Source organism: Halobacillus salinus (assembly GCF_004684905.1).
GTDB lineage: Bacteria > Bacillota > Bacilli > Bacillales > Halobacillaceae > Halobacillus > Halobacillus salinus.
Window position 1 is genome coordinate 1,472,328 of record NZ_SRJC01000001.1, and the last position, 26,117, is coordinate 1,498,444.

Below are 26,117 nucleotides of genomic sequence, written 5' to 3' on the forward strand. Positions count from 1 at the left end.
AGTGGATGTGACTTGGCGCTTTTAGTAGTACTCTTCCTTTTACATTCTTTCATTTATATTAGGAAATAATATATAATAACGGGGTAATTTGTCTGAATTTAACAATTCTTATATAATGAAAATGTTACTGTGTCGAAACTACTCCCCTTATATTCTAAAAAAATCGCATGCGGTTGCTTATTTTGGGTATGCAAATGGTCTGTAAATCAGTGATATTACTCGTGTTTTATAGAAATATCGAATCAAAAAATTATAAATTAGGAGGGTTTGATGAAAAATAAAAGCCTGCTTATTATTGTAGCGATTATTGTGGTTACTAGTTTCATTGGCGGTTCCAGTATCTTCTCCCAACCGAAGGATGCAGAAATGGAAAAACGCGTGTCATCCGATATGAGAACGCTGTACAAACCAACGAAGAAGACCGACGTGACCGAAGTGACCGAAGTTTCTATCGCGGCCGTGGGGGATCTGTTAATACATAATGAGGTATATAATGATGCGAAGACTTCTTCTGGTTATGACTTTAATCCGATGTTTCAGGAGGTTTCTCCCTTTCTTTCAAATGCTGACATTACATTTGCGAATTCAGAGAGCATCATGGGGGGTGCCGCAATCGGGTTATCCACCTACCCTTCATTCAACACGCCCTTTGAATTAGGAGATACGTTAAAAGCTAACGGCATTGATATAGTTTCTATGAGCAACAATCATACCCTGGACCGGGGTGTTCCCGCTATTGAAAACGCTATTAATCAATGGGATTTACTAGGAATTAAAATGGTGGGTTCCTACTTGTCACCGGAGGAAAGGAACACCATTACAACAATCAAAAAGAATGACATCACTTTCTCCTTTTTAGCTTACACCTATGGAACAAATGGAATTCCGACCCCTGAAGGGAAGCCTTACCTAGTGAATAGGATTGATAAAGACCTGATTGTCTCTGACATCAAGCGCGCCTCCAGCAAATCAGATGTCGTCGTCTTAAGTTTACATTTCGGCAAGGAGTATGAAAGAAACCCAAGTGATGCTCAGAGGGAATTGGCAGCTTTTGCGGCCGAACAAGGTGCAGATATAATACTCGGACATCACCCACACGTGCTGCAACCACCGGAATGGATTCAAAATACAGATGGGTCTCAAACTCTCGTTTTTTATTCTCTCGGCAATTTTCTCTCTGGCCAAGAAGAAAAGTACCGACGGATTGGTGGCATAGCGGGTGTGAAGGTACAAAAAGTGAAGGGTATGGAAGGAACATCAATCGATATAAAGGATCCCCAGTTTAAACTCACGTATGTAGACTTTGAAAATGACCAGGATTTCAAAATTACTCCTATGAAGGAATTTGATGCCGACATGTTTCAAGAACTATCCAAACACATGAAAACATCTATCCATGATCTATCGGTAAACTAAGTTGAAAAACCCGGACGAGGCTCCTGATATTTACCTTTATTCATACATTAAAAAAGAAGAGCTATTCTCCCCTTTAGGAGAATAGCTCTTACTTAATCCATTATCAATTAGGAAGGGAACCCAAGAATCGCTTTTTTCTCAAGATATTCTTCAATTCCATAATCGCCCCACTCACGGCCAATACCTGATTGCTTATACCCGCCAAACGGTGCATTGAAATCATGAGAGGCATCATTTACCTTGATGCGTCCAGCACGGATGGATGTCGCAACTTTTCTAAGTGTTTCTGGGTCTTTACCATAGACATAACCTGCTAGTCCATATACAACATCATTTCCTATTTCAATCGCATGATCGATTGTGTCATACGTAATAATACTCATTACAGGTCCGAAGATCTCCTCTTGCGCAATGACCATATCATTAGAAACATCAGTGAATATCGTTGGCTTCGCGTAATACCCTTTCTCTAACCCTTCTGGAAGTCCTGTGCCACCAGCAATTAGATTTGCACCTTCTTCAATCCCTTTCTCAATATAGGACTGAACGGTGTCCCACTGCTTCTTGGATACAAGTGGTCCAACATAATTTCCTTCACGTGGATGACCCACTGGGAATTCAGGAAGCACTTCTAATACTGCTTGTTCAAATTCTTCCTTCTTAGAAGCTGGAACAATCATTCGGGTAGCTGCAGAACAAACTTGTCCAGTATTCGTGGCGATATTACTTACTGCATTTCGTGCAGCATCCTTCATATCCGCATCCTCAAGAACAATCAATGGAGATTTACCACCTAGTTCAAGAGCAACGTTTTTAATCGTTTCAGAAGCATTTTGCATTACTTTTGTTCCGACACCAGCTGAACCTGTGAATGAAACAAAGTCAATATCAGGGTGTGAGCTAATGCCATCACCGATTGTTTCGCCTGTACCGTTAACTAGGTTGAATGCACCCTTAGGTACGCCTACTTCATCAAAAATCTCTGCTAACATAATGGCAGCAAACGGCGTCATCTCAGATGGTTTTAAAACAACTGGGCTACCGGCAGCAAATGCGCTGGCAATTTTCGTTGAAGATTGGTTTGTTGGGAAGTTCCATGGTGTAATTAAGCCACTTACCCCAACAGATTCTTTGACTACCGTATGGTCACCACGGTGTTCCATAAATTCAATATTTTTAAGGGATTCAGCCGCTTGGGCAAAATGATTATAGCCCATGCTATAGTGAACCTTCTCCGAAATTTCAAGAGGTGCACCTAACTCATCCGTCATGACATCAATAAATTCATCTTTGCGTCGTGCATATGCCTCGGCTATGTTCTCAAGCATTTCAATACGTTCTTCTTTAGAAGTTTGAGAGAAACTTGGGAAAGCATCGCGAGCTGCTTGAACCGCCTTAGTCAGGTCTTCCTTCGTCCCTAAACTAATTTGTCCCATTGGTTCTTCCGTTGCAGGGTTAATAACGTCATAGGTGTCACTACCAGTCGATTCAACCCATTCGCCGTTAATGTAATGTTTTAAGTTCGTACGCATATTCAAATTCTCCTCTATAAAAAAGTTGTATAGTTTTGTTTATGTAGTCGTGTATTACCGCTTATGCTCTAAACGAAACATCTCGAACCTACAGCAGTTTTTTTAGGTTGATTCGGATTACGCTTACACTATTGGTATAGAAGGAATGAATAAATTGGTACAAGAGGAAAAGGGAAAATTGCTTCCATTACAAAGGATGTGGTATCGGTCGCGCCACAGCAATTCAATTTGCTAAGAAAGGTATTCACCATGGACATATAGCAAGAACAGAAAGCAAACTGGGGAAGTTAAAGACATCTTTACTTCATATGGCATGAAAGCTAGCTATGCTAGAGCAGATATTGCTAGGTTTCCAGAAGTGGTTAGGAGGTTAACCGTTAGAGGAAGAGGGGGCATCCTCTTCCCTTCATTGGGCTTTCAACTCTCTCGCAACCGTGACCGTATTCATCTTTTTCATATTAAACGTGTGAACAATAATTCCTAAGATAATGAACAGAACGCCTACTAAAGCAATTCCTGTAGGGAGCGGACTCGCTAACATCAGCATTTCACCTGCGATCACAAACAGAATCTGCGTCGACTGCGTGGCTTCCACTGTAGCGAGCTTTCCTTGGTGATGCTTCACGCGATTCGTCGCGAGGAAGAATAGCGTTGTCGCGATGACGCCTGAACAGATTGCTACGATAAACGATTGTGTCACTTGACTCGTGCTCGGTAAGCCAACTTTGGCGACTGCAACCCCGCTAATAAACAACCAAAATGGTAAACTAGCGATCGTCATCCCCAGTATTCTCTGAAACGTATCGAGCTTTCCTTCACATAACTCCATCATCTTGCGGTTTCCGAGTGGGTATGCGAACGCCGCTAAAATGACAGGACCAATCCCGATAATAACCTGAACGATCGTGAGCTCACTCGCTTTTTGCTGTTGAATCAATAGGACTCCGATCAAGATAATAAGCGAAATGGCGAGGGATTTTGTTTGGATGCGGTGTCGTCGTTTCACGATGCCCTTAGAGGTTCGTTCTACTTTGAAAAAGAAAGGAGCGACGAGGATCCCACCAATAATCGTGAATTGCCATGTGCCTGCCACTAACCAGCCTGGTCCATATGTTGCAGCGTACGTTAGAGGGGCGTAGAAAAGGACGAAGCCTACAAAACTCCAAGTCAGCCATTTCCAAGGTTCTTTTTTTAGTTCGATAAAAACTTGTTTTCGGTTGCTTCTCATCAGTACAATAAGGAGTAGAAAGGGAACCATGAAGAAGAAACGAAGGGAAGAACTCCACATCCAGCTTCCACCTTCAAGTTCCATCGAGCGGTTCAAGATAAATGTAACGGCAAAAAACATCGACGAAAGAATACCGAGGGCTATCTCTTTCAATAAAATCGCTCTTTTCTGTATAGTATAGTTAATAACATGTATATTATAGTATATGTATCAAAATGTAAAATTGTTTGATGGAGAGGATATCGTATGAGTGGAAAAAATAACTGGGAAGATCCAGAAAAATTATCGAAGCAAGTCGGTGCAACGCTACGATCGATTAGGAAAGAACGAAACCTTTCGTTAGCAGATCTAGCAGAACGAACGGATGTTAGCAATCTAACGTTAGGGAAAATTGAAAGAGGAGAAGCGAATCCATCGTTAACGATTATCTGGAAGATTGCAAATGGCCTCGCGATTCCTATTTCATCGCTGCTCGCTGAAAAACAAGACGTGGTAATATCGAGGAAACACGAAGGGCAGAAAGTACTTAGCGCGAATGAATCTTTAGTCCTGGAACCGATGTTCAACATGAAGGGGTACGGTTCATTAGAAACGCACCGAGCGTTTCTTGAGCCGAACAGCAAGTACAGTGCGGATGCCCATCAGCAAGGTGTGATCGAGTACATCACTGTCATGGAAGGACGTGTGAACGTGAGGGTCCAAGATGGTATCTATGAGCTAGAAATGTATGATTCGATCAAGTTTCAAGCTGATCAAGATCATGCTTATATCAATCCAGACTCAGTTGGGGCCGTTCTACATTTCGTGATGATCTATACGCAGGCATAGAAAAAGCTGCCGATTCGGCAGCTTTATTCTCCTTTTTTGAGATCTAGTAACTGTCAAAGCAGCTTGTTATCATTTACAATAAAATCATCAAAAGATATACCTTTGCAATAGTACTTCTAAGAAAGACACTTAAATAACGTATATTATTTTTATACATAATTAGAAATCGTTCATCGATAATGAAAAAAGAATACCGTAACAGATTAGTCCAATTATTAAGATCATTCCTGAAATTATTATCCACTTTACCCAACTAACAAACCCCACAGAACCTCTCCTCAGAATATCTTGTTTTTTAGTAAAATTTCTTTTATTTTCTTATCCTGCACATAAAAAAGGAGACCCTACTGTATGAGAATCGTCCCCTTTTACTTTAATAAGCCGATTAGCTACTGCTCATTGATAATTTCATCACAGTTCCAATTCATTACTAGTGTTTATTCGGTGGACAAAAATCGCAATTGTACCAATCGGAACTCCGAATACAATATATATGGTTATTACTGGAATAATCCCTTCAATTGTCATAGTGTTAATTAAAATGATAACACTTAGCATAAACAATGTGATGAAAGTAAAGAACAAGCCTAACCCTTTCTTTTTTCTACGAAAAGCAGATATTCCAGACACCCATACATTCGCTGTTACTAAACCAAAAATATATTGAATGAATGGTGTCACTAATAAATCGTCATTTTGCGTAATTAAAGTAAAACTAACAAAAAGCGTAGTAACAACTCCAACAAATATAGAAAGTATTTTTCGGTTTAACAAAAAATTCCTCCTTTTTTATCCCAGTTTTTTTTCTATCTTTAATTAGCCAGCTTCGTTAGTGAGAAAGGGAACGCCTGTAATCGCCCCTATGCAGAATTCACGAAGTCCTAGATATTATTAAAATAAAATAGAGCAAATACGTTCCAAATTACATGGATCAATATAACTGGAACGATGGACTTTGTTATTTTGTAAGTAACCCCGAACACACCCCCTAAAATAAAGCCAAACAGCCAATACTCTGGGTGAAGAAAAGCGAATATAGTACAGGAGGTCATTAGAGCTATTATGAAATAGGTGAGTCTGTTCATCCATATGGAGAGTGGAACTCTAAACAACATCTCCTCTATAACAGGAGCTACAACAACAACGTAGAGGATATATTGGAACAACTCCACTTTATCCAATAAAAGCGTTCTGGAATAATCGCTTGTAATCAAATCAAATGTTGAAAAAATGGAACGATTGAAAATGATTAAGTTCGCGAAGAAAATAAACAATAGTGCGGCAATCATAACCAGATATGTACGGAGGTGCTTTAATACCATTAAGTTAAATGCTCTTCTATAATTGTTTCTCATTGTTGGTATAAGGCTAATTATACAAACCAGGCTACCATAAATGACCATAGGCCAAATTATTGAGAACCCTTGCATTTGCATTAAAATTCATTCCCATCAATTGAAGTTTTTTCATTTTTTAATTACAAGCCAGTTACTAAAAACCCATACTTTTCCATAATTCGACACATACAGATCATAGTCATTTTTTATCGTTAGGCTCTGTTAAAGTTTAGTGTTGATATTACTACAAAAAAATGAACTTCCAATTTAATGGAAGTTCCTCGTTCTTATATTTGGCTTATTTAATTAAAGCCCACGTTTTTCGAAGACTCGAATCCGAGATACTTTGGAGTTGGTTTTCAACTAACGCTCGCAATCGTTAAAGATTCTTCTTGTAATAAACATCATGGGATAGACTGTAATTCAATTTCTGGATTACTCCACTTTCACGACAGGCTCCTTATCACTTAGAATTTCAAACAGATAGTGCTCTTCTGTAAAACCAAAACACGTCAGCTCACTTGGGTCCCAAATAGCTGCATCAAGATCCATACCGAAAGCATTGTTCGACTTCCAGGGCTGCCAAACCACCGAGAAATACAATGCTACACTGATAAAGAAAATAGGATAACCAACTACAACAGTTGCTATACACATCTAATTCTTGGTCCTACATCTCATTGACACTTTTAATTCCAATTATTTCATCTTCATTAAATCTATAAGGTATTGCACTTATGCAGTTAGTAATCATAGAAGGAAAATAACTGCTGCACCAACAGATAAAATTGTTGTTTCTAAATGGTTGAGCTATCAAAAAATCCATTGCCCAGTATAAAGATAATAAAGCTAATAACAAATATACCAATAAAAGTTTTAATATACTTCTCCATCTAGATACCTTCTCTTACAAAAACTAATATAGTAACCTGGCGTTAACACAATAAGTGATAGCCACTCTTCGGGATGTGCTACAGCTATTTGAAACTCCAAAGGCCATCTTTTCGTAATTTATATTAGACAATACAACTTGAATGGAGGGTTCTCTTTGGAAATACTAATTGTGATACTTATTTTGGTGATAGCAGTCTTAATAGGTGCTTATTCCTTGATACTGTTAAAAGATTTTCTAAAGTAAAATTGATTACGCCACATCATGCTTTTTATGCGCAATAGCCCCGCTAGTGGAAGACTCAGTACTGAGATAAATAAAATTGTAGCAGTTTTGAAAAGTACTTTTAAAATATATTGATAGCTAGCAACAGGAGATGTGGGCTAAGAATTAGTAGTACATGCATGGTAATTAGTTTTCGATTACTAGTACCAAATGCAATCGCTCCTCCAAACAAACCACAAAGAAAAGTAATAATCAAAGTGACTATTGCTCCGTAATCCACAAAGAAAAACCAATAATAAGACAGTAATCCAACAACAAAAATAATTCCTGAAATTATGGAAGGCATACTTTGCTCCTCCTAACCGTATTTAACGTCACGTCTTGAGACTTAATAAAACCTAAGATTTAATAACAATCACATTAGTCTCAGTATCTTCTTTGTAACTTTTTCACAATAGCCCCCATTACACGAAGACTCAGTATCAAGATAATTAGAACGTAAATGAAAACAATGTTACCAATATTATTTTAAAATATGGTGCGACCATTCTTCATTCCAGGGTTCAGAGTTAAACACCTTAATAAACAGATCAGCACCCTTTTCAATATCTGTTTTTTTAAAATCGTTTATATCTGTCTCCATGTTCATTATCTCTCCTTTTCTTAGATATTCTCATTTCTTCAAAGAAAGCCTCCCGTTACTGAATAACTCGAAACTGCTTCACCTTTTATCTTTGAGGCTTTTCACTTCGTTTTCAAGGCTCTCAACTTTTTGCTGTAATTCTTTATTGGGTCCAGTAATTTTTCTCCCTATAATGACCAAAAACCCAATTAGAGCAACTATTCCACCTCCAACAGCAACTACACCAATTATCAGAAGGTCTAAGATAACTACCACTCCTAAAAAGCACTTTAATTTATATGTGAATGAGTACAAATAACATTTCTAACCGCCTAATATCTCGAAACTGAGTCTTCAACGAACCTACCCTTCATGAACTTGAAAGCTCTCCTATTTAATCTTTTTGCTAATAAACTATTCAGCCAAAACCTACATAAATGAATTTTCATCTACACCAGCACAAAAAAAAGAATGCTACAAACATTACTGTAAAAAAATAGAGAGAGTACCGCCTCAGTCGGTTATCTCCATTTTAAATTCATCCTTCTTTGGTTCCCACTCCATTGCAAATGTTCTATTTTCACTATGAAGAGCAACCCCCTTCAAAAAACAAGCGTGAGAAAAGTTCCTTCCACATTCCTTGCCTCTAGAGCTCGCAAGTCCTCTCACAAGATCTTTTAACATTTTCTCTTTTTCAAACAGCCTTAAGGCTTCGAATGAATCGTTCACGTCCCTTTCAATGTATATATATGTTCCTCTAACTAACCCTTTCTCTACTGAACCTTCGCCCAACCTTTCAATATCTACAGTTCTTATTTTGGTTAGCTTGAATTTGTGACTATCAAAATATTGCTTGTATTCAGGGTCTACGAATTTTTGATTCACCATAACTTCTAAATCATTAAAAGCCTTCTCATCCAATTGGCTTTTCGGAGCACAACCAAAGACACTTACCATAATTGCAAAAGCTAATAGATATTTTACTTTGACCATACATCTCACCTTTAGGGTGTATTCCCTTATATTCTATCGTAAATTAAATAACTCACTTGTTAGCCCCCGATTGTTAAATAATTGATTTAAAGATAATTATCTTTTGCTTCAAAATAACGAGTGCCGAACCAAGGAATTATTTAGTCCTTGTCAACTAGCTCTGCGGCGATCTTATTCAAAAGAAAAACGCACCTAAATAAACAGCCGGCTATTATTCCAAATGCAATAATCCCTCCAAATAGTGGTCCAGTCATCATTATTAGCCAACCTAGTACTGCAGCTAAAATTATCGAAAAGAATAAAAACAAATCAACTCGATCCTTTCTGTTTCATAAATTCCAGTTAACCCTTGTAAGGATCCCCCTTTTAAGAGTTGCCCCCGTTAGTTTAAAACTCAGTACTGAGATAAGTATGCTTATCCTAACAAAATTGACCCGAAATATAAGAAACTCATACTTAGAAATACAATAGAAAAAGTAGTTATTGGTTTTGGTAATTTCTCTTTGAAATAAATCACCGCTAAGCCGATCAATATATATATAGCTATTAATAGAAAAATATTCATCTTATTTTGTCACTCCTGTTATGAGACAAAGATATTTGAGAAAAGCCCCCCGATACGTTAAGACTCGATTCCGAGATAATTTCCACCTCAGATAAAACCTAATTTAATACCTCCCATAGTTTGCTGTTCTCCATCTCAATTAACTGACCGAACACACCTAAAGTTCTTATTATTATTTCCCCTCCATCCGGATCTTCAAATTTTTGTTCCTGCGAAGCAAATACTCCAGCGTTCTTAAAATGAGAGGAACTAAACCTTATCTGACTTTTTCCATTCAAACAATTTCCATCTATTTCACTATTGATATTGTGTTTTTCGGAAACCCATCTGTTAAAAGCTGCTTCGGATGGTGTAGTTACCACCATTCCAAGAACCAACACAACAATTGTTATACAAACCAAAGATATCACTTTCTTTAACAATCAAAAAACCCTTTCGTTACGACTAATATTCCACATAAGCCCCCGTTTGTTTAATACTCAACACCAATATATCCTAACGTCAGGAATACCAGAAAATACGCTTTGTCCACTATTTATATGAATTCAGAAAGTTATTTTCTAGATCATGGAGAGTAATACCTGTAGCTTCTGTAAAACCTGTCTCGAAGTCTCCATTCTGTTCTGTTTTACGGATAATATCCTTTATTATGATTTCATCGTATGTATCAGTTAGATATTTAATCGCAAAGTAGCTTTGTTTATAAACACCTGAACCGTCTTTCTGTCTTCCTTTGCTCCATTGTTCTCCACTGAATAATTGAGCAAATGGCACCAATTGAAACTCAGAGTAATATACTTCAGTGCCATCATTACCTATATATTCGGCTACACCTTCTTGAAACCATACTGGATAATCAGAAACGCGAATATCCGAGTCCTCTATTTTCCTACGGAAAATATAATGCGTGTATTCATGTAAGATAGCTTTTTGGAAAAAATAGAGCGGGGTTTCCCTTCTCTCCAATATCCAATCTTTGTTGGTGTAATGAATGGCTATCAATTTCCAAAAATCTGAATAGAATCCTGATACGTCATCAAGTGCAGTGAATTTGCTTAAGTTATCCTTATTTTCAAACATAACCAATTGGACCGGCTCTGTTTCCACATTGCCAAATACTTGTTTATTTTTAACCATTGCCCAGTCCAAGGTCTCCTTTGTGATTGGCATCAACTCTTTGAAATCATCTAGGTAATAAATTGAAATATGATGATATTTTTCTTTTTGCCTCTCATCGTTCAACAGGTTATCATTTGAGCTTTCTAAATTTGAAGTTGCGTCACTTTTTACTGATTGAGACAACGGTAAATCTTTGTTTGTCTCTTTTACGTATGTTTTTTCTGTGAATACCCCCTCTACAAACGTAACGAGCAGTAACACTGTTAATAGTGCAAGGATCACGATAAATGGAACTCCCTTAAACCTTCTCATCCTATAATAAATATCTCCTTTATATTCCAAATCACATTTGAAAGTCATGTTTGGAAAAAGTTGATAACTTCAGCTTATCACAGGGTGTATTTGCTGAGAACAGTCGCAACTGCTATTACTCCATGTCCCTCTAAAATCTAAAAAGAGGCAATTCATTTGCTGCAGAATCGCCCTCAATAGTTTAAGGCTTGAAATCGAGATAACCTTAAAAATTAAGTTTTATTTCTTCTTCAAAAGATTGTGATTTTGTTTGAATATCATCAATTAAATTTATCCAATCCTTCTTATTTATTAAGTCATCACCATAGATTTTAGGAAACTTATCCGTAACTGTTATTCCAGAGTCTTTCTTCTTATTCTTTTCAATCCCGATTATGTTCTGCGCCAAGATATTCTCCCAGCTTGTAAAGATGTTTTTCATTATCTTGAGCTTTGTTGTGTCTATTTCTGTTAGTAAGTATGTATCTTTTTCAACGAATTCTTCTCTTTTCAGTCTGGTTATGTAGTTATTGAAATCTAGTACCATATGTACTGGGTATGGACTACTATTGTATTGAGATGCATCGATCTTATTCATCCAAGTTGTAGAAAGGTCAATCACAGTAAAACCACTTTCTATTATGTTCCCAAAGTAAAGTTCTAGCTCCTCTATCTGCTCTCTAGAGATTTCATTATTTTCTAAAGCGTCGCTAATTATGGATTTATTTATTGTAACACCATTTGCGAATTTCAAAATTCCGTTTTTTATTTCATGAGAAATAAAAGCTTCATATTTATTGTTTTCAACCTTTTGATACACACCAAAAATTACTGTGCTTACGAAAAAGACGAGTGCTAATAGTACATATATATTTTTTCTAATCAATACTTCACCTACTATCCCCAGAATTAAGTAATGGACGTTATTTATTAAATGAAAATGAATTGAATTTATTTACCCAGAAGGACTTACTCAAATAATTAGCAAGAATGATTAAGAGGCTGCTTTGTATTCGACCAATAGAAATATAGCAATGGACCGTCCCGCTGCTTGTTAAAAATTGCTTCTTCGTTACTCCTCGGATTTTTGAGAATCTAGGTGCTGTCTGATTTTCTTAATGACTTCGTTAGTTTCGTTAAAGGCAAATAATGATGAATCGTCATCATAACTTGCAGACAAGGAGGCAGCTGACTGTTCAGGACGATCTGCATTCACATACAAAAAACCGTTTGAATATATAACATCACTCTTTTCTCCATTTTGATTAGATTCTTTCTTTGGTGACTCCGGTCCTTTCAGACGACCCTCATAGCTGATATAGTAGTGCTTATCACCGTCAATGACCATCGGAATATACCATCCGCTCCCTTTTAGACCATATGATTTTTCCTCGAATTCCACAGCTCCGTTCATCTTAACATCATGTTTATCCTCATTAAATGTGAGGGTTACATTGAAGAAGGTATTCTCTTTATTCAAATCCTCTACTTCAATACCGTATATGTCTTCTGTGCCCTCGATGGTAAAATCAAGGGGAAGGTAATCGAGGGACTTTGTATCAATTGGTAATTTAAGGTGTACTGGCTTTTGTTTTTCGGTTTGGTCATTAGTCTTTTTTTGAACAGTTTCCTCTGCTTTGGCAGGAGCGTTGGCTGATGTGGTTTGCGGACTCTCAGATGTATCACACCCTGGGACAAGTAAAACGATTAAAAGCAGAATCCCAATTTTCACAAATTTTTCTATCATATTCGTTCCTCCTTTTCATAGGGCGAAGACGGTATTTTTGCATCACTAAGGAAACGCTGGAACCGTCTCCACTTCAATGTTTTAATATTTTTTGTGGTCAATTACTTTTCTAAACTTCGTTAGCCCAATAAATGATAGCCACTCTCAATGTGCAGCCATCGTTCCCTATTGCAGATTCAAGATAATCCACTCACTTAAGATATGAAGCAGATAATCTACAGAATATCAATTTTCTCTAATAGCTCTACATCACCATCAGTCTTAAATTCCACCAGCGCAATATTATTGATCTCTTGATTGAAATTTTGAGCATTTTTATATTCACTTTTGAATCTATTCAAGTCATCATCTGATAAATCTTGCATGGCTAATGTGATATGCGGCACCCAATTATCGGGTTCATATAGCTTGAAAATATTATCACAATGTCTCTTCATAAGACTATTAAGGTCGTTATGTAATTCTTTTAGGTTGGGATTCTTATCAACACTTAAATAAACTACGTTAGCTGTGTCTTCAAAATAACCAATACCATGCGTTTCAAATTCAAAAGAACGAACCTTTTTACATAGTTCAATTAAATCCTCTATTAAAGAATTTATGTCCTTACAACTTCCCCCTTGAAAGCCAAGATTGGGATAGTCAAAAGATTGCACGCCTACAGAATTGTATTCTTCCTCAAAAACATCCCAAAATTCAAGTACCTTTTGCTTACCTTTTCCAGTCAGTAATGTAGCTAGACCTATGGTTTTAGTCAACATCATCCTCCTCAGCTAATTATTTAATTCAAATAGGATTACGCAGCCAGCCATAATTCCCTTGCTTCCTGCTTAGCTAGTTTGAATTTTTCAATGAAGAAATTTTGGAGATAAATTCCATAAGAATCATTCACCCAGTCCTTATAGCAATCCATCAGCTTACACATCTCACCGTCACAATAATCTTCTATCAATACGCGGACGATATGCGTGCTTCTCCAATAATCATAAAAAGCAGAGGCATAACTAAAGTCGTTTCCACCCTGGTCAGCAGATTCACCAAAAAGATCAATTGTGTATTCTCCATAATCCCCCTTATATAACTCAATCAAATGACGCTCAACATCCATAATTTCATTGAATTTGTCAGGTGATAAAATCATTTTCCGTGGTATGTAAAAACACAATCCTTCTTCGAACCACATGTTCTCTTCTTCATCCCAATCTTCAAACTCAGAATGAAAGAAATCAGCATGGTGTGTTAACTCATGTGCTGCAATAACAGCTATATCATCCATCGAAAGATTCTTGTAATACTGCTCGGCCTTTAAAAGCCCTCGAGTTGTTGATAAAAAGATGTCTTTCCATGTATCTATCAGTGGGTTAATATGTATTAGGTCTCTTGATGTGTATGCTGGAAGAGGAATTGTTGAATAAAGCTCTGTAGCTGACTTTAGGTCATGAAAGATAATTCCTCTGGGAGATTTAAAGGTAGTTAAAGATTCTAACGAACGCGAGAAATGGTTAAGTAGTTCTAGAAGGTGTCGTCCGTTTCTTTCAATTCCTTCTGCGTAAGACGTGTCTGTTACTGAAACTGCGTATTCCATTTAATTCACCTCAATCTCAACATTAGTAGAAACCGTTCTTCTCATACCAATTATTTCAAATAAGACGCAATACCTCAATAAATATTATCGGAAAAGAAGACATACCTTTTATAAGGTATGCCCCCGATAGCGTAAGACTCGAATTCAAGATAATATATAATCTCGAATTATTTTAGTAAGTCCTTCTGGATAAATAAATTCATTTCCATCTAGTACCTTTCTAATTGGAACCCAAAGAGCTTTAGAAGACCTTGTCCCCTCTTTCACTTCAAGATAAGGTTTGTCATACATCCATTCTTCTTTAAGATCTACAAGGTAAATTTGAAATATTTCATGCCCAACATCACCATTAATCTTAAATATGTTTTCTAAACAGGTTATGTAACGTTGAATAATTACTTCGATTCCTAATTCTTCTTTAAATTCTCTATTTACTGTCCAATCTGACCTCTCACCAAATTCTATTGTCCCACCCAAAGGTCGATAATAATTTCCTTCTCCATTAGAATGCTTACCTTTATATTGCTCTAGTAATAATAAGTCATTATGAATTACTAATCCCAAAGACTTTGCTCGTGGATACATCAGACACCTCTTCTCATTAATCTAAGTGTTGCCCCCTTTAGTTGACAGACTCTAATTCGAGATAAAACCGTTTTTTACTTTTCATTTTACAACTCTAGTATCATTCTTCCTTGATCAAGAATTTGTTGACACAACATAATTATAATCATAAAATGACTTTAAAGTCATTTTTGACTCATAAGTCAAAAAAGGAGGGTTTTCATGTCTGAAAGAATGGTTAAAAAGTTCAACAATAGAAATAGACTAATTCTAGAAGCAGCTGAAAAACTAATAAAAGACCATGGTTACCATCAAGTGAAAATGAGTGATATATCTGAGAAGCTAGATATTGCAAAAGGGACTCTTTATTCTCACTACCGATCTAAAGAGCAGCTAACCTTTTCCATTGTAAAGCCTAAAATAGACAACTTCTTAACTACTATGGAGCAAATAGATACAAGTAACCTTACTGAAAGCAAAAAAGTTTCCTCCTTCATTGAGAAGGGATTTTATAGTGACTTTTTCCATTTTGTTTTATCAAGTTTCCCAGATATGGGAGCTATATTTAGTGAAGACCATAACTCAGAACTTAAATTAATTCAGGAAAAGATTATCAAAATCTTTGAACGTGTTATAGAAGAAGGAATTAAAAGCAAAACCTTTCAAACGATAGCTTCTTCAAATTTTTTAGCCCTTCAACTAATGCAGTTATTTGATCCTTTGATTTATAAGACCTTAGTATCCTCAGGGACCATGAGTTCTAAAGAATTTGTAAATCAGTCTGTTACATTTTTTATGGGAGCGATTAATAATAAAGGAGAATTTTGAGATGAACTATAGCGAATTGAGAACTAAAGAATTTGGAGAAGTGTTTTCTGAAAATGAGTACTATAGCTTAAGGGAATCTTTGATACAGTCCTTTTTGTTTCTTGACGAATCAAATAAAGTTGAGGCTAAAAACCTATTAATTAATATATTTGGACTTAGTGATGAAGAGCTTAACGAGAGATCTACAGCTTTTATACATCATAATTCAAATAAATCTCTCCTTTTAAGTACAATAAAAACCGCAGAAGATTGGGTCGAAAACTCAAATAATAAAGATATACCCGGCTTACTCAATTTAACTCATTCAGACATCGAGATAATAGGACCGAAAGGTTCTATTAGTGGAAGTCACCATTTAACTGATTGGATAGAGCGCGCCAACCTCCACCTTCATACCCTAAGACGCTTTGCAAAAGGGCACAATATAGTTCTCGAACAGCAGGGTACTTGGTATGATGAAAAAGGGCAACAAAAAGGGCATAATATCGTCTTTACCTACATGAGAGTTATTGAAGGTAAAGTTGCTTTCTTAGGAAGATACGACAATAAAGTTGAAGCTTTTCAAGTTAGTGAGTTAAATAAGGGAAACCTGATTGAATAAAACAAAGAGGCTCATACAAAGAGCCTCTTTATTTTAGAGTGGCCCCCGTTTACGGAAGAATCCATATCGAGATAATTTATTTAGTTCTCCACTCCTCTTGAAGCAAACCATAAACCACCCTGTCGTGATACTCATCATTTAAATACTCATAATTACGTATAGTCCCTTCCTCAGTAAACCCTAACCTTTCGGGTATTGCCCTACTTTTAAGGTTCTTACTAGCGACGTTGATTTCAACCTTTCTTAATTCTAAATCATAGAATGAATGCTCAATTAATCTCTCTACCGATTTAGTTGCTAATCCTTTTCCTAGGTAGTTATCTCCTAACCAATAGCCTATTTCTGTCTTCTTTGCATCCCAATCTATGTACAAAAAACCAATTGAACCTGCAAGTCTTCCTTTATGCCAAATGCCAGCCCAATAACCATTATTAGAAGCAAAACGTTTCAGTGACTTCTCAATAAATGTAGTAGAATCCTTTACCTCTTTTGTTCTTTCGGGAAAGGTTAACCATTCACTAATACTACTTCGATTCTCATCAATCACTTCATATAGCTCACTTGCATGTCTTGGTTCTAAGATGGAAAGATGAATATCTGTGTCGATAAATGCTTTATACACTTCTTTTCCTCCTATCATATTTCTTTAATTCCAATTATTTCAAAACCACTTTATTTACTCAACCTTTTTTACAAATTAAACATGAATTATCTCGAAACTGAGTCTTCAACAATCCTGCCCGATTATTAAAAACTATGTTTCGAGATAACCTAAGAAACCAGCAATGCTTTCCTCGATTAAGAGTTGAGCATTACTGGTTTCTTGTTGTTAAAACACACTAGAAAAATCACAGAAGTTCCTCTTGAATGAACAATGCGATCCTAATAACGAATTTCCTTTGATCTGTAGCTTAGTTGACAATCATCGTAACCGTTAAATCCACTCCAGCATTTCCATACGGTTTCCGAATGGATCCTGTACATAAATACGGTTCGCTCCAGGTAAATTATCATCCACTACAAAAGGATACTCTTTATCTGTCAAGTGAGTTTTTAAAGCTTCTATTTCACGAACTTGGAATGCAGGGTGAGCTTTTTTTGCTGGGGAAAAGGGTTCTTCGATGCCGATATGTATTTGATAATTCCCTAACTGAAACCAGACGCCCCCGCGCTTTTTCAGATTCTCCGGCTTCTCGATTTCCGTAAGACCCAAGATTCCATTGAAAAAGGTACGTGCTTCTTCTTCCGATCCTGCTGGTGCTGCCAGCTGAATGTGATCGATTCGTTCGAATTGATAGGCCATATTCCTTCCTCTCCCTTCCTCTTCTACAATACTATTCTAGCAAATTATGGTACAAAACTTCAGCTATTTGCTTAGCTTGTTCCGATGACGCCAAAAAAGGAAGCCTAGTAGAGCTTCCCTTTTGTTACCTATGTGATCGTCCACCCTCGCTTTTTATGAAGCAGTCCCTCTATTTCCTCTTTAGGGATGGGCGCACTGTATAAATACCCTTGATACTGATGACACTTCTGCCCCAGTAGGTATTGCAGCTGCCCGTCTGTCTCGACTCCTTCTGCGATCACATTCAAGTTCAGCTTGAGCGCCATGTGAATGATCGTATCTACGACAGCTTGGTCCTTCTCACTCTCCAATACGGTCTGAGTGAAGGACTTGTCGATTTTCAACGTGTCGAGCGGGAATTCCTTCAAATAGCTGAGCGAAGAATAACCAGTACCAAAATCGTCTAACGATAAACGTACTCCCATAGCTTTTAATTGGTGCATAAACGGAATTGCGATATCAGGGTTTTGAATGACACTTTCCGTTAATTCGAGGTCTAAATGCTCAGGATTTATCCCCGTATCTTTTATCACCTTTACCACCATCTGCGGGAAGTCAGGTTCTTGGAATTGGACCGCAGATATATTGACGGAAATATGTTTGAGTGAATGGCCTTGTTCCGTCCACACAAGAAATTGACGACAAGATTCGCTCAAGATCCATTCTCCGATCGGAATGATAAGTTTCGTTTCTTCCGCCAAAGGTATGAAATCTAGTGGTGGGATGAGACCGAGTTCCGGATGGTTCCAACGCACAAGCGCCTCGAAACTGTTCACATTCCCTGTCGTTACGTCCACTTGTGGCTGATAGTATATTTCGATTTCTTCTCGTTCCACCGCTTTACGAAGACCGGTTTCAAGCATCATTTTTCTCGATATGGCGTCGTTGATTTCTGTCGTAAAAAATTGATAGTGGCCACCACCGTTCATTTTTGCTTGATACATAGCTGTGTCTGCGTGTTTGATCAATGCTTCAGCCGTCTGTCCGTCTTCAGGATATAAACTAATACCAATAGAGAAGGTGATAAAGAGTTCCAATTCCTCTATTGCTATCGGAGCCTTGATTGTTTCGATGAGCTGCTCCGCTAATCGGCCGGCATGGTAAGAACTCGTATCCCCTAGCACCATGACGAATTCATCCCCACTTTGTCTAGCGATGAAAGGGGACGATTCAACATTAGACTGAAGGCGTTTCGTAACCTCAATCAAAACGGAATCTCCCAAACGATGGCCGTAAACATCATTGATCTGTTTGAAGCGATCCAAATCGAAAAAGAGTACCGCGATGCAGCACTTTTCATCTACCTTCTCCAGTAAGGAACCAATATGCTCATTCAACATTCTTCGATTTGGGAGCTTCGTCAATTCGTCTTTATATACAAGTTCTTCTATCCGCTCCTGGTTTTGAATTCGCTCTGAGATATCACGGATCATTCCAGTGAAAAATACCTCTTCTCTGTACATGGTCGTGGAGAGAGACAGTTCAATAGGAAATATACGTCCACTTTCATGCTGCCCTTCCAGTTCTACTGTCTGCCCGATCACACGCTTCTGTTTTGTTTCCATGTAGCGAGCTACCCCGCCATCATGGGCTTTCCGGTATTTATCAGGCATAATCATCGTCAACGGCTGACCAACCACTTTGTCTTTATTAAAACCGAACATTCTTGCAGCTCCACTATTCCACGAATAAATCGTTCCATCCTGCGCCATCGTGATGACGGCATCATTGGCAGATTCAATGATGGACTGATACATGTTGTCCATAAATTGCAGTTGTTCTGTCTGATGTTCCATCTTGGAATCAAAGCGGACCAAGAGAGTAAACAATCCGATTAACAGTAAGATACCTAGCGTTACCGTATAACCGAGTGTTTCCGAATAGATAGCCATAGTAGCGACCACTTTGGACTCATCATGAAAGAATGTAGCAGCTTCCATTCCTGTGTAGTGCATCCCGCAAATCGCAACACCTAACACAACCGCCGCTCCCCAGCTGTAGCGTGAAAACTTCGAAGGCTGATCCGAAAATGCACGGAACACGATTAAGGCAACGAACGACGCCGAATAGGCAATCACAACAGATAAAGCAACAATCCAGGGATCATACACGATGGAAGCCGGCATACGCATCGCTTCCATTCCCACATAGTGCATCGTGATGATTCCTGTACCAATAAAAAAAGAACCTATCAGTAATCGAATAAGATTACTATTTTTCTGACTGATTATATAAAAGGCTAAGAAACTAGCCAACGCAGATGATAATATGCTAATCGTAAGTAAGACCATATCATATGTAACCGTCATATCCATTTCATAGGCAAGCATCGCAACGAAATGCATCGACCAAATACCGCCGCCAAGCATCGTTCCGCCAGCTACAATCCACTTCCAACGATGCCAGCCAACAGCTCTCCTGAGCCTTTCAACCATTCGAAGCGAAGCAAACGAAGCTGCTATCGCAATCAGTATCGACAGTACGACAAACCAAACATGATAATGACCAACCATTTCCTCCAAACCCAATTCCCCCTAACCAATACAGCGAAAAACACACTTTACCTTATTATCGGGAGAAAACGTGAAATGTGAAATGGGGACAGGGGCATCGTCCCGGTGGGACGATGCCCCTGTCCCCAACTTCAACCAGCAGCTTGCCTCTGGCCAAGTTCTTGATCGATCAAAAGGGTTGCGGAGGCATCATTTCCAGCTAAAGTCAACCGATCTATTATCGTTTGAGCTTGAGCTTCTTCATCAATCTGCTCACGAAGGAAATCTTGAATAATCACGCCTCCTTGAGGATCAACCTGATTGACATATGAGTATGCCTGCCTGTAAGCATTCGTCACATATTGCTCATGCTCCAGCACTTGCTGGAAAGTCTCGAGCGGAGTTCCAAAATCCGTCGGCTGTGCTGGCACACTGCTCAGCTCGACTACCCCGTTTTTGTCTGTCACATACTTAATAAGCGTTAATAAATGTCCTCTCTCCTCATCCGACTGCAACCTCAGCCAATTCGCCATTCCGGTGAAATTCTTTCGGTCTAAATAAGCAGACATAGCTAAATACAACGTCGTAGAGACTTGTTCGATGTGTATCAGTTGATTAAATACCTTCTGCAGATTCTCATCCATTGTTATCACCTCACCCCATTTGTATGACCCTCTTATAAATTTGATGCTCCTATCAGTCGTAACCTGAACTTTTTTCCAAAACAAAAAAGGCGGCACCTCATGGCCCGCCTCAGACAGCATTCAATACCTTTCTATACTCCAAACGTCTTCCCACCATTGACCGAGATATTCTGACCAGTCACAAAGCCTCCCTCATCCCTGCATAAGAAGGCAACCTGTGCGGCAATATCCTCCGGTTTTCCGAGACGTTTAAGCGGAACTCCACTCACGTAACCTTGTGCGCTTTCTTCTGTCACCTCTCCATGACGCTCGACTGGAATAAAACCAGGATGAACCGCATTGACCGTGATTCCAAACGCTCCAAGCTCATTAGCCCACGACCTTGTCATCCCGACGACAGCGGATTTCGCCGTTACGTAATTGGAGAATTCTGCATTCCCTAAGCCGACCACTTCGCTTCCAATGTTAATGATCCGCCCCCAATGATTATGCTTCATTCCACCCATTACTCGCTTCGTCAATAATAGAGGAGCCTTCACAGAGAAATGAAGTTGATCTAAATAATCCTCCCACGAAACCTCATCTAAAGAGAGCTCAGGCTGCGGGCCAGTTGCATTATTGACAACGATATCAACGGATTGCCCAAACACTCTCTCCGCTTCACCAACGACACGATCCGCCCCTTCTTCTGTTGTGACATCTCCTTGAATCGCCACCGCTTCCCCACCGTCACGTTCAATTTCAGCAACCACTTTCTCCGCTTTCTCTTGATTGGAATAATAGTTCACGACAACGCGAACCCCGTCACTCGAAAGTCGTCTCGAAACCGCCTTACCTAAACCTCTCGAGCTACCTGTCACAATCGCCACTCGCTTCATATTTTATCCCCCTTCTCCGCAATCCAAATCGTCCATCGATCCTTTTCCACCAATGGGCCGTCGTCTAGCTGTTGATCTATGTAATCGACTAAATACTGCAACTCATCATCATCCAGCTCATGCAGAATACTACGCCCAATCCTGCCACTCAAATCCTGACGCAATTCCTCTTTACCAGAATAAGTACGCCTCATCTCCCAAAGCGTAACCTCACGCACTCTGGATAATCCAGCATCATGTAAAGCACGAATCACTTGTTCACTCGTATAACGCCTTTGTTTCTCCACTTCCTTCAATAACGGAAAACACTCAAATATATGCCCCCGAAGATGCGTATCACTTCCCGGCAAGAAACAATCGTCAGGTGTACGATCCTGAACCAGTACTACTCCTCCCGGTTTCAACACCCTTTCCACTTCCGTGAAGCATTGCCCCAGATCATCCAAGTGGTGAACCAATGCCCTCTCCAACACCAAATCAAAAGAATTCTCCTCTAGCCCCGTTGAATACGCTTCACCTTTTTGGAAAAAGACTTGAGAGAGCTCCCGACACGTCTTTTCGCCATCTGAAAGACTGACCTCCGATTGGTCAATACCATAGACGACCCGAGACCCAAGCTCAGCAAGCGCCTTCGTATAGATGCCGCCTCCACATCCTATGTCTGCTGCTTTCTCTACCGGGAATGAGATGATTGAAGATACCGTCTCCCGCCAGCTTTGATCAGCAACGCGAGTTCGATAGCTTCCTTTATTACGCGGGTCGTGAAAATCCATTGCCATTCCAATCCCTCCTTCCTAAGCATTGTGAACTTCTTTCATCACTTCAGGACGTTCTTAGATATTAGAATAACGCAAAAAGAAAAAATATTGAAACAATTACCATCCCAAAAACGTCCATATATAAGGAGGTGCAAAAGATGAAAAAATGGATAGTCCCGCTTCTTTTGATTGTAGTCGCTGGATGTAGTAGTGAAACCAAGGCAAGTGATGCATCGACTCTAAACGATTCCAAAGTCGACCAATTAGCAGCATCACTGGAATATGATGTGCAATTGCCAACTAAGTTCCCGTTTGATTTGGAAAGAGTAGATGCTGACATCGATTCAAATAATCAACAACTAAATATCCATATCAGTAATAAGAAACATGGGGTAGTAGACGTATTTATCGTTGAAGGTCCCGTTACATATGAAGGGGCATCTTTCGAAGATGTAGTAACCGCAAAAGGGAATAACATTTCCCTTAGAACAAAAGAAACCAATCAAACAGCTCGTTGGGAATCCAAAGGCATCCATTATCAGGTGTCTTCCCTATCGTTCGAAGGCCAGACACAACTATCACAGGATCAATTCCTCTCCATTGTTGATCACTTTGAATAATAGAAAGACCTAGGATGAAAGAGATTCATCCTAGGTCTTTTCTTTATATAACCTGTTCTTCTTCCAATAGAATGCTGAAATCCAAATGACCCAAAGATATTTTGTTCAAGTGCCACCACCATTGTTCAGGCGGGATTTCTTGTTCGTCCGAAGCAGTAAAGTCATATACTTTTTCTATTTGCTCTACAAACTCTTCCGATCTATCAATCAGACTCATGTCAAATGAGGATAAACGCAGGAAATCTTCTAGGTCTAGTTTATCCTGTTGACGGAATAGTTCCGTACGGTGTTGCAGTAATTGAAGGGCTAGCTCGGGATCTATATCTGTTACATTGAGTTGCTTGCCGTAATACATGACCAAATCACGATTGGAATCCATCTGCAACATCCTCTCTCTTCCCTCTTCTTCACATTATAGCTCTCTTGTGCACAGACTTCCTTCTTTAATCGGTTCAATTGCGGTAAAAACAGGAATTTTGACGAACCGTTGAATAATCACTACAATGGGCATGTCAATCAATTTTTACCGTGTGCAAATTTTAAAGCTGAACTCAAAGAGAGGTGAACTCAATGTTAGATATAATGAAAGACACGAGCCCTGTCATGCAGGCATTCATAGGTACATTATTCACTTGGGGCATGACAGCACTTGGTGCATCCCTCGTATTTTTTGTACGTGGCGCTAACCAGAAGTTTCTAGACAGCATGCTCGCTTTTGCAGGCGGCGTGATGATCGCAGCCAGTTACTGGTCCCTGCTAGCACCTGCTATCGACATGTCAGAAAACAGCGGTGTCGCATCATGGATACCTGCCGTTGTCGGGTTCCTGCTTGGTGGTGTACTACTTCTAGGCATAGACCGCATCTTATCCAAAATCGATACAGACCGTTATCTTTATGATATTAAAGACAATAAAGCGAAGAACCGAACGGCGCTGCTTGTCTTTTCCATGACGCTTCACAATATTCCAGAAGGACTCGCCGTCGGTGTGGCATTCGGTGCACTCGCTTCCACATCGACCGAATCGACACTGGCCAGTGCTATGGCGTTAGCATTAGGGATCGGTATTCAAAACTTCCCGGAAGGAACCGCTGTTTCCATGCCGCTCCACCGGGATGGAATGAGCAAGATGAAAAGCTTCATGTTTGGTCAGTTTTCAGGGATGGTCGAACCGATTGCCGCTGTGATAGGCGCGCTTGCTGTCATTTGGATCCAACCGATTCTTCCATATGCTCTAAGCTTTGCAGCAGGTGCGATGATATTTGTAGTTGCAAAAGAAATCATCCCAGGATCTCACGAAAAAGGCAATGTAAACCTAGCATCTATGAGCCTCATGATCGGCTTTGCAGTCATGATGGCATTGGACGTTGCGCTAGGTTAATACGAAGACCAGGATTTCCCCTCCCGGTCTTCTTTTTTTATCATGAAATGCGCTTATTAAAGGGGGAGAGTAGTCTGCTCTGCTAATCTAATTTAACCGAGGTTGAAAAAGCAGGATAGGAGAATAATCGCAAACCATATGATAAGATATGTTAGGTTCACACTCCAAAGTAAGATAGGAGAATCCTAATATGATACAACACGCTAAAAAAGGATATACATTCTTTATCAGTTTATATGTCATTATGCATTTCATTGTCTACTTTACAGGTAGCGGGACCCTTTCCATTGTTCTATCCTTGTTCGGGCTTGCTGCCTTTTCCCTTGGGTACTTCTTCCTTCCGGTCAAACAAGCAGGCATTTCGCTTCTCTTACTAGTGATTGCACTACTTGTTCATTTTTCTGCCGGAACTTCACTGCTCGAAGGGGTCGAGTCCGGCTTCACCGTGATGAGCGGATTGATCGCTCTTTTGCTCATTGTTCCTACAATCAGTTGGGTACTGGAAGAGAAGCCTTATATCGAATCGGTCATCAACTTCGCTCAAAATTTGCTAAATACAAGTCGCAAGTTCTACTTCGGCATGATGGTGATCACCCAGATCATTTCCTACTTCCTATTGTTCGGTTCCATCCCGATGGTATATGGAATGATCAATGACTTTTTGAGCAATCAGAAAGGAGAAGCTTGGGAGAATTACAAGGGGACTGCTTTACTTCGTGCATTTTCTCTGACAACGATGTGGGTAGTCAGCATACCGAGTTTCATATTCGCTGTTGACGCACTTGGTGCTTCCTTATCCTTATCGATTCTGCAAGGTTTCTTCATCTCTTTGGCAGGAATTCTTCTTTCTGTCATGTTCTCTTACTATCAAGAGCGCCATTATGGAGTGGATTTAACAGAAGGCATTCAGGAGGAGCTTGACAAGATTGCAGAGCATAAGAAGCAGGATACAAGAGGAAACCGCGATGCATTAGAGTTCGCATTCCTATTCGTGACGCTGTTCGGCTCTATTTTCTTTATCAATGCGATAACAGATGTGAAGTTATTGAACATTATTCCTATCGTCATCGTAGGATGGGTCATTCTATACTTCATTATTCGCCGAAGAGGTAGTGCCATCACCGAGAATGGAAACGTGTACTTAAAAGAGAGTATTCCAAATAAAGCACAGCAGTTCTCTATCCTATTAGCAGCAGGATTTTTGATTAACTCTGTCAATCAATCAGGATACGGTAAATACATCATTGACGGACTATTCTATGTAACAGATGCCGTCCCTTTCCTGAACTTCCTGTTGGTCCTTCCGTTCGTTGTTATCATTCTAGGTTTCATCGGACTAGGTCCATTGACTGTCATTGTACTCGTTTCTGGAATTCTGCAGGGAGTCGAGCTTCCCTATCCACCAGAAATCGTCGTTCTAGGGATTACATCTGGGAGCGTTATTTCGATCATGCTTTCCCCTTTGATTCTGCCGTCCATTATATTAAGCTCTGTCAACAAACTGAGTATTATTAAAAATGGTCTATTGTTCAACTACAAATACGCCATTGCATTCTATGTAATGGTTCAGATCTACTTACAGTTGTTTATAGCATTCTTCTTATAGAAATGGAAAAAGCGGACGACCGAA

General features: G+C 39.2%; 28 protein-coding genes. 7 read left to right on the plus strand and 21 right to left on the minus strand.

What is annotated here, in order from left to right; genetic code table 11:
- The first annotated feature begins 270 nt into the window (after positions 1 to 270).
- Positions 271 to 1,416 (plus strand): CapA family protein, encoded by a 1,146-nt coding sequence (locus tag E4663_RS08000; RefSeq protein ID WP_135327198.1) that lies wholly within the window; start codon positions 271 to 273, stop codon positions 1,414 to 1,416.
- Positions 1,417 to 1,523: 107 nt separating this feature from the next.
- Here E4663_RS08000 and E4663_RS08005 read toward each other — a convergent pair whose 3' ends face one another.
- Together E4663_RS08005 and E4663_RS08010 are read right to left on the minus strand one after the other, a co-directional pair.
- Positions 1,524 to 2,948: an aldehyde dehydrogenase family protein gene (locus E4663_RS08005; protein WP_135327199.1), complete on the minus strand. Its 1,425-nt coding sequence runs from the start codon at positions 2,946 to 2,948 to the stop codon at positions 1,524 to 1,526.
- Between the two features lie 406 nt (positions 2,949 to 3,354).
- A complete protein-coding gene (locus tag E4663_RS08010) occupies positions 3,355 to 4,329 on the minus strand; it encodes a DMT family transporter (RefSeq protein ID WP_135327200.1) in 975 nt (324 codons plus the stop codon).
- Positions 4,330 to 4,422: 93 nt separating this feature from the next.
- Between E4663_RS08010 and E4663_RS08015 the strand changes: the two genes are divergently transcribed.
- Entirely contained in the window at positions 4,423 to 5,004 is a 582-nt protein-coding gene (locus E4663_RS08015; protein WP_135327201.1) for a helix-turn-helix domain-containing protein, read from the plus strand.
- 411 nt (positions 5,005 to 5,415) lie between these two features.
- On the opposite strand, the gene E4663_RS08020 is transcribed toward E4663_RS08015, so the two are convergent.
- The 12 genes from E4663_RS08020 to E4663_RS08075 all read right to left on the minus strand — a co-directional run bounded on the left by E4663_RS08020 (position 5,416) and on the right by E4663_RS08075 (position 14,944).
- Complete coding sequence (locus E4663_RS08020; RefSeq protein ID WP_135327202.1) at positions 5,416 to 5,778, minus strand: hypothetical protein; 363 nt, start codon at positions 5,776 to 5,778, stop codon at positions 5,416 to 5,418.
- Between the two features lie 107 nt (positions 5,779 to 5,885).
- On the minus strand, positions 5,886 to 6,440 hold the full coding sequence (locus E4663_RS20360) for a CPBP family intramembrane glutamic endopeptidase (RefSeq protein WP_135327203.1): 555 nt from the start codon (positions 6,438 to 6,440) through the stop codon (positions 5,886 to 5,888).
- A 336-nt stretch (positions 6,441 to 6,776) separates the two neighbouring features.
- Positions 6,777 to 6,998 (minus strand): hypothetical protein, encoded by a 222-nt coding sequence (locus E4663_RS08030; RefSeq protein WP_135327204.1) that lies wholly within the window; start codon positions 6,996 to 6,998, stop codon positions 6,777 to 6,779.
- A 581-nt stretch (positions 6,999 to 7,579) separates the two neighbouring features.
- Positions 7,580 to 7,804, minus strand: coding sequence for a hypothetical protein (locus E4663_RS08035; RefSeq protein WP_135327205.1), 225 nt, complete (start codon positions 7,802 to 7,804; stop codon positions 7,580 to 7,582).
- A gap of 789 nt (positions 7,805 to 8,593) precedes the next feature.
- Positions 8,594 to 9,073: a hypothetical protein gene (locus tag E4663_RS08040; protein ID WP_135327206.1), complete on the minus strand. Its 480-nt coding sequence runs from the start codon at positions 9,071 to 9,073 to the stop codon at positions 8,594 to 8,596.
- 663 nt (positions 9,074 to 9,736) lie between these two features.
- On the minus strand, positions 9,737 to 10,060 hold the full coding sequence (locus tag E4663_RS08045; protein ID WP_135327207.1) for a hypothetical protein: 324 nt from the start codon (positions 10,058 to 10,060) through the stop codon (positions 9,737 to 9,739).
- Between the two features lie 109 nt (positions 10,061 to 10,169).
- A complete protein-coding gene (locus E4663_RS08050) occupies positions 10,170 to 11,069 on the minus strand; it encodes a peptidase MA family metallohydrolase (protein WP_158290456.1) in 900 nt (299 codons plus the stop codon).
- A gap of 205 nt (positions 11,070 to 11,274) precedes the next feature.
- A complete protein-coding gene (locus E4663_RS08055; RefSeq protein ID WP_135327209.1) occupies positions 11,275 to 11,934 on the minus strand; it encodes a hypothetical protein in 660 nt (219 codons plus the stop codon).
- A gap of 186 nt (positions 11,935 to 12,120) precedes the next feature.
- Positions 12,121 to 12,795 (minus strand): hypothetical protein, encoded by a 675-nt coding sequence (locus E4663_RS08060; protein WP_135327210.1) that lies wholly within the window; start codon positions 12,793 to 12,795, stop codon positions 12,121 to 12,123.
- A gap of 215 nt (positions 12,796 to 13,010) precedes the next feature.
- Positions 13,011 to 13,553 (minus strand): 2'-5' RNA ligase family protein, encoded by a 543-nt coding sequence (locus E4663_RS08065; protein WP_158290457.1) that lies wholly within the window; start codon positions 13,551 to 13,553, stop codon positions 13,011 to 13,013.
- Between the two features lie 38 nt (positions 13,554 to 13,591).
- Entirely contained in the window at positions 13,592 to 14,380 is a 789-nt protein-coding gene (locus tag E4663_RS08070; RefSeq protein ID WP_135327212.1) for a hypothetical protein, read from the minus strand.
- A gap of 144 nt (positions 14,381 to 14,524) precedes the next feature.
- On the minus strand, positions 14,525 to 14,944 hold the full coding sequence (locus tag E4663_RS08075; RefSeq protein ID WP_241657128.1) for an NUDIX hydrolase: 420 nt from the start codon (positions 14,942 to 14,944) through the stop codon (positions 14,525 to 14,527).
- A 222-nt stretch (positions 14,945 to 15,166) separates the two neighbouring features.
- Between E4663_RS08075 and E4663_RS08080 the strand changes: the two genes are divergently transcribed.
- Both E4663_RS08080 and E4663_RS08085 read left to right on the plus strand, forming a co-directional pair.
- Positions 15,167 to 15,772 carry a TetR/AcrR family transcriptional regulator gene (locus E4663_RS08080; protein WP_135327214.1) on the plus strand — a complete coding sequence of 202 codons (606 nt, stop codon included), beginning with the start codon at positions 15,167 to 15,169 and terminating at the stop codon, positions 15,770 to 15,772.
- A 1-nt stretch (position 15,773) separates the two neighbouring features.
- Positions 15,774 to 16,373, plus strand: a complete 600-nt coding sequence (locus tag E4663_RS08085; RefSeq protein WP_241657129.1) for a hypothetical protein — start codon at positions 15,774 to 15,776, stop codon at positions 16,371 to 16,373.
- A gap of 76 nt (positions 16,374 to 16,449) precedes the next feature.
- Here the strand turns inward: E4663_RS08085 and E4663_RS08090 are convergent, their stop codons facing one another.
- The 6 genes from E4663_RS08090 to E4663_RS08115 form a co-directional block, all read right to left on the minus strand.
- On the minus strand, positions 16,450 to 16,995 hold the full coding sequence (locus E4663_RS08090; protein ID WP_241657130.1) for a GNAT family N-acetyltransferase: 546 nt from the start codon (positions 16,993 to 16,995) through the stop codon (positions 16,450 to 16,452).
- A 312-nt stretch (positions 16,996 to 17,307) separates the two neighbouring features.
- A complete protein-coding gene (locus E4663_RS08095; protein ID WP_135327216.1) occupies positions 17,308 to 17,676 on the minus strand; it encodes a VOC family protein in 369 nt (122 codons plus the stop codon).
- A gap of 128 nt (positions 17,677 to 17,804) precedes the next feature.
- On the minus strand, positions 17,805 to 20,228 hold the full coding sequence (locus E4663_RS08100) for a bifunctional diguanylate cyclase/phosphodiesterase (RefSeq protein WP_241657171.1): 2,424 nt from the start codon (positions 20,226 to 20,228) through the stop codon (positions 17,805 to 17,807).
- 131 nt (positions 20,229 to 20,359) lie between these two features.
- Positions 20,360 to 20,851 (minus strand): ferritin, encoded by a 492-nt coding sequence (locus E4663_RS08105; protein ID WP_135327218.1) that lies wholly within the window; start codon positions 20,849 to 20,851, stop codon positions 20,360 to 20,362.
- Between the two features lie 131 nt (positions 20,852 to 20,982).
- Complete coding sequence (locus tag E4663_RS08110) at positions 20,983 to 21,729, minus strand: SDR family NAD(P)-dependent oxidoreductase (protein ID WP_135327219.1); 747 nt, start codon at positions 21,727 to 21,729, stop codon at positions 20,983 to 20,985.
- Positions 21,726 to 22,508, minus strand: a complete 783-nt coding sequence (locus E4663_RS08115) for a class I SAM-dependent methyltransferase (RefSeq protein ID WP_135327220.1) — start codon at positions 22,506 to 22,508, stop codon at positions 21,726 to 21,728. Before E4663_RS08115 ends, E4663_RS08110 begins: the two co-directional genes overlap by 4 nt.
- Before the next feature lie 137 nt (positions 22,509 to 22,645).
- Here E4663_RS08115 and E4663_RS08120 point away from each other — a divergent pair, with 137 nt between their 5' ends.
- The gene (locus tag E4663_RS08120; protein ID WP_135327221.1) at positions 22,646 to 23,107 is read left to right on the plus strand and encodes a hypothetical protein; all 462 of its coding nucleotides are present in this window, start codon (positions 22,646 to 22,648) and stop codon (positions 23,105 to 23,107) included.
- A gap of 43 nt (positions 23,108 to 23,150) precedes the next feature.
- Here E4663_RS08120 and E4663_RS08125 read toward each other — a convergent pair whose 3' ends face one another.
- Positions 23,151 to 23,486: a hypothetical protein gene (locus tag E4663_RS08125; protein ID WP_135327222.1), complete on the minus strand. Its 336-nt coding sequence runs from the start codon at positions 23,484 to 23,486 to the stop codon at positions 23,151 to 23,153.
- A gap of 191 nt (positions 23,487 to 23,677) precedes the next feature.
- Between E4663_RS08125 and E4663_RS08130 the strand changes: the two genes are divergently transcribed.
- Both E4663_RS08130 and E4663_RS08135 read left to right on the plus strand, forming a co-directional pair.
- Positions 23,678 to 24,487 (plus strand): ZIP family metal transporter, encoded by an 810-nt coding sequence (locus E4663_RS08130; protein WP_135327223.1) that lies wholly within the window; start codon positions 23,678 to 23,680, stop codon positions 24,485 to 24,487.
- A gap of 190 nt (positions 24,488 to 24,677) precedes the next feature.
- On the plus strand, positions 24,678 to 26,093 hold the full coding sequence (locus E4663_RS08135; protein WP_135327224.1) for a hypothetical protein: 1,416 nt from the start codon (positions 24,678 to 24,680) through the stop codon (positions 26,091 to 26,093).
- The last annotated feature ends 24 nt before the right edge of the window (positions 26,094 to 26,117 follow it).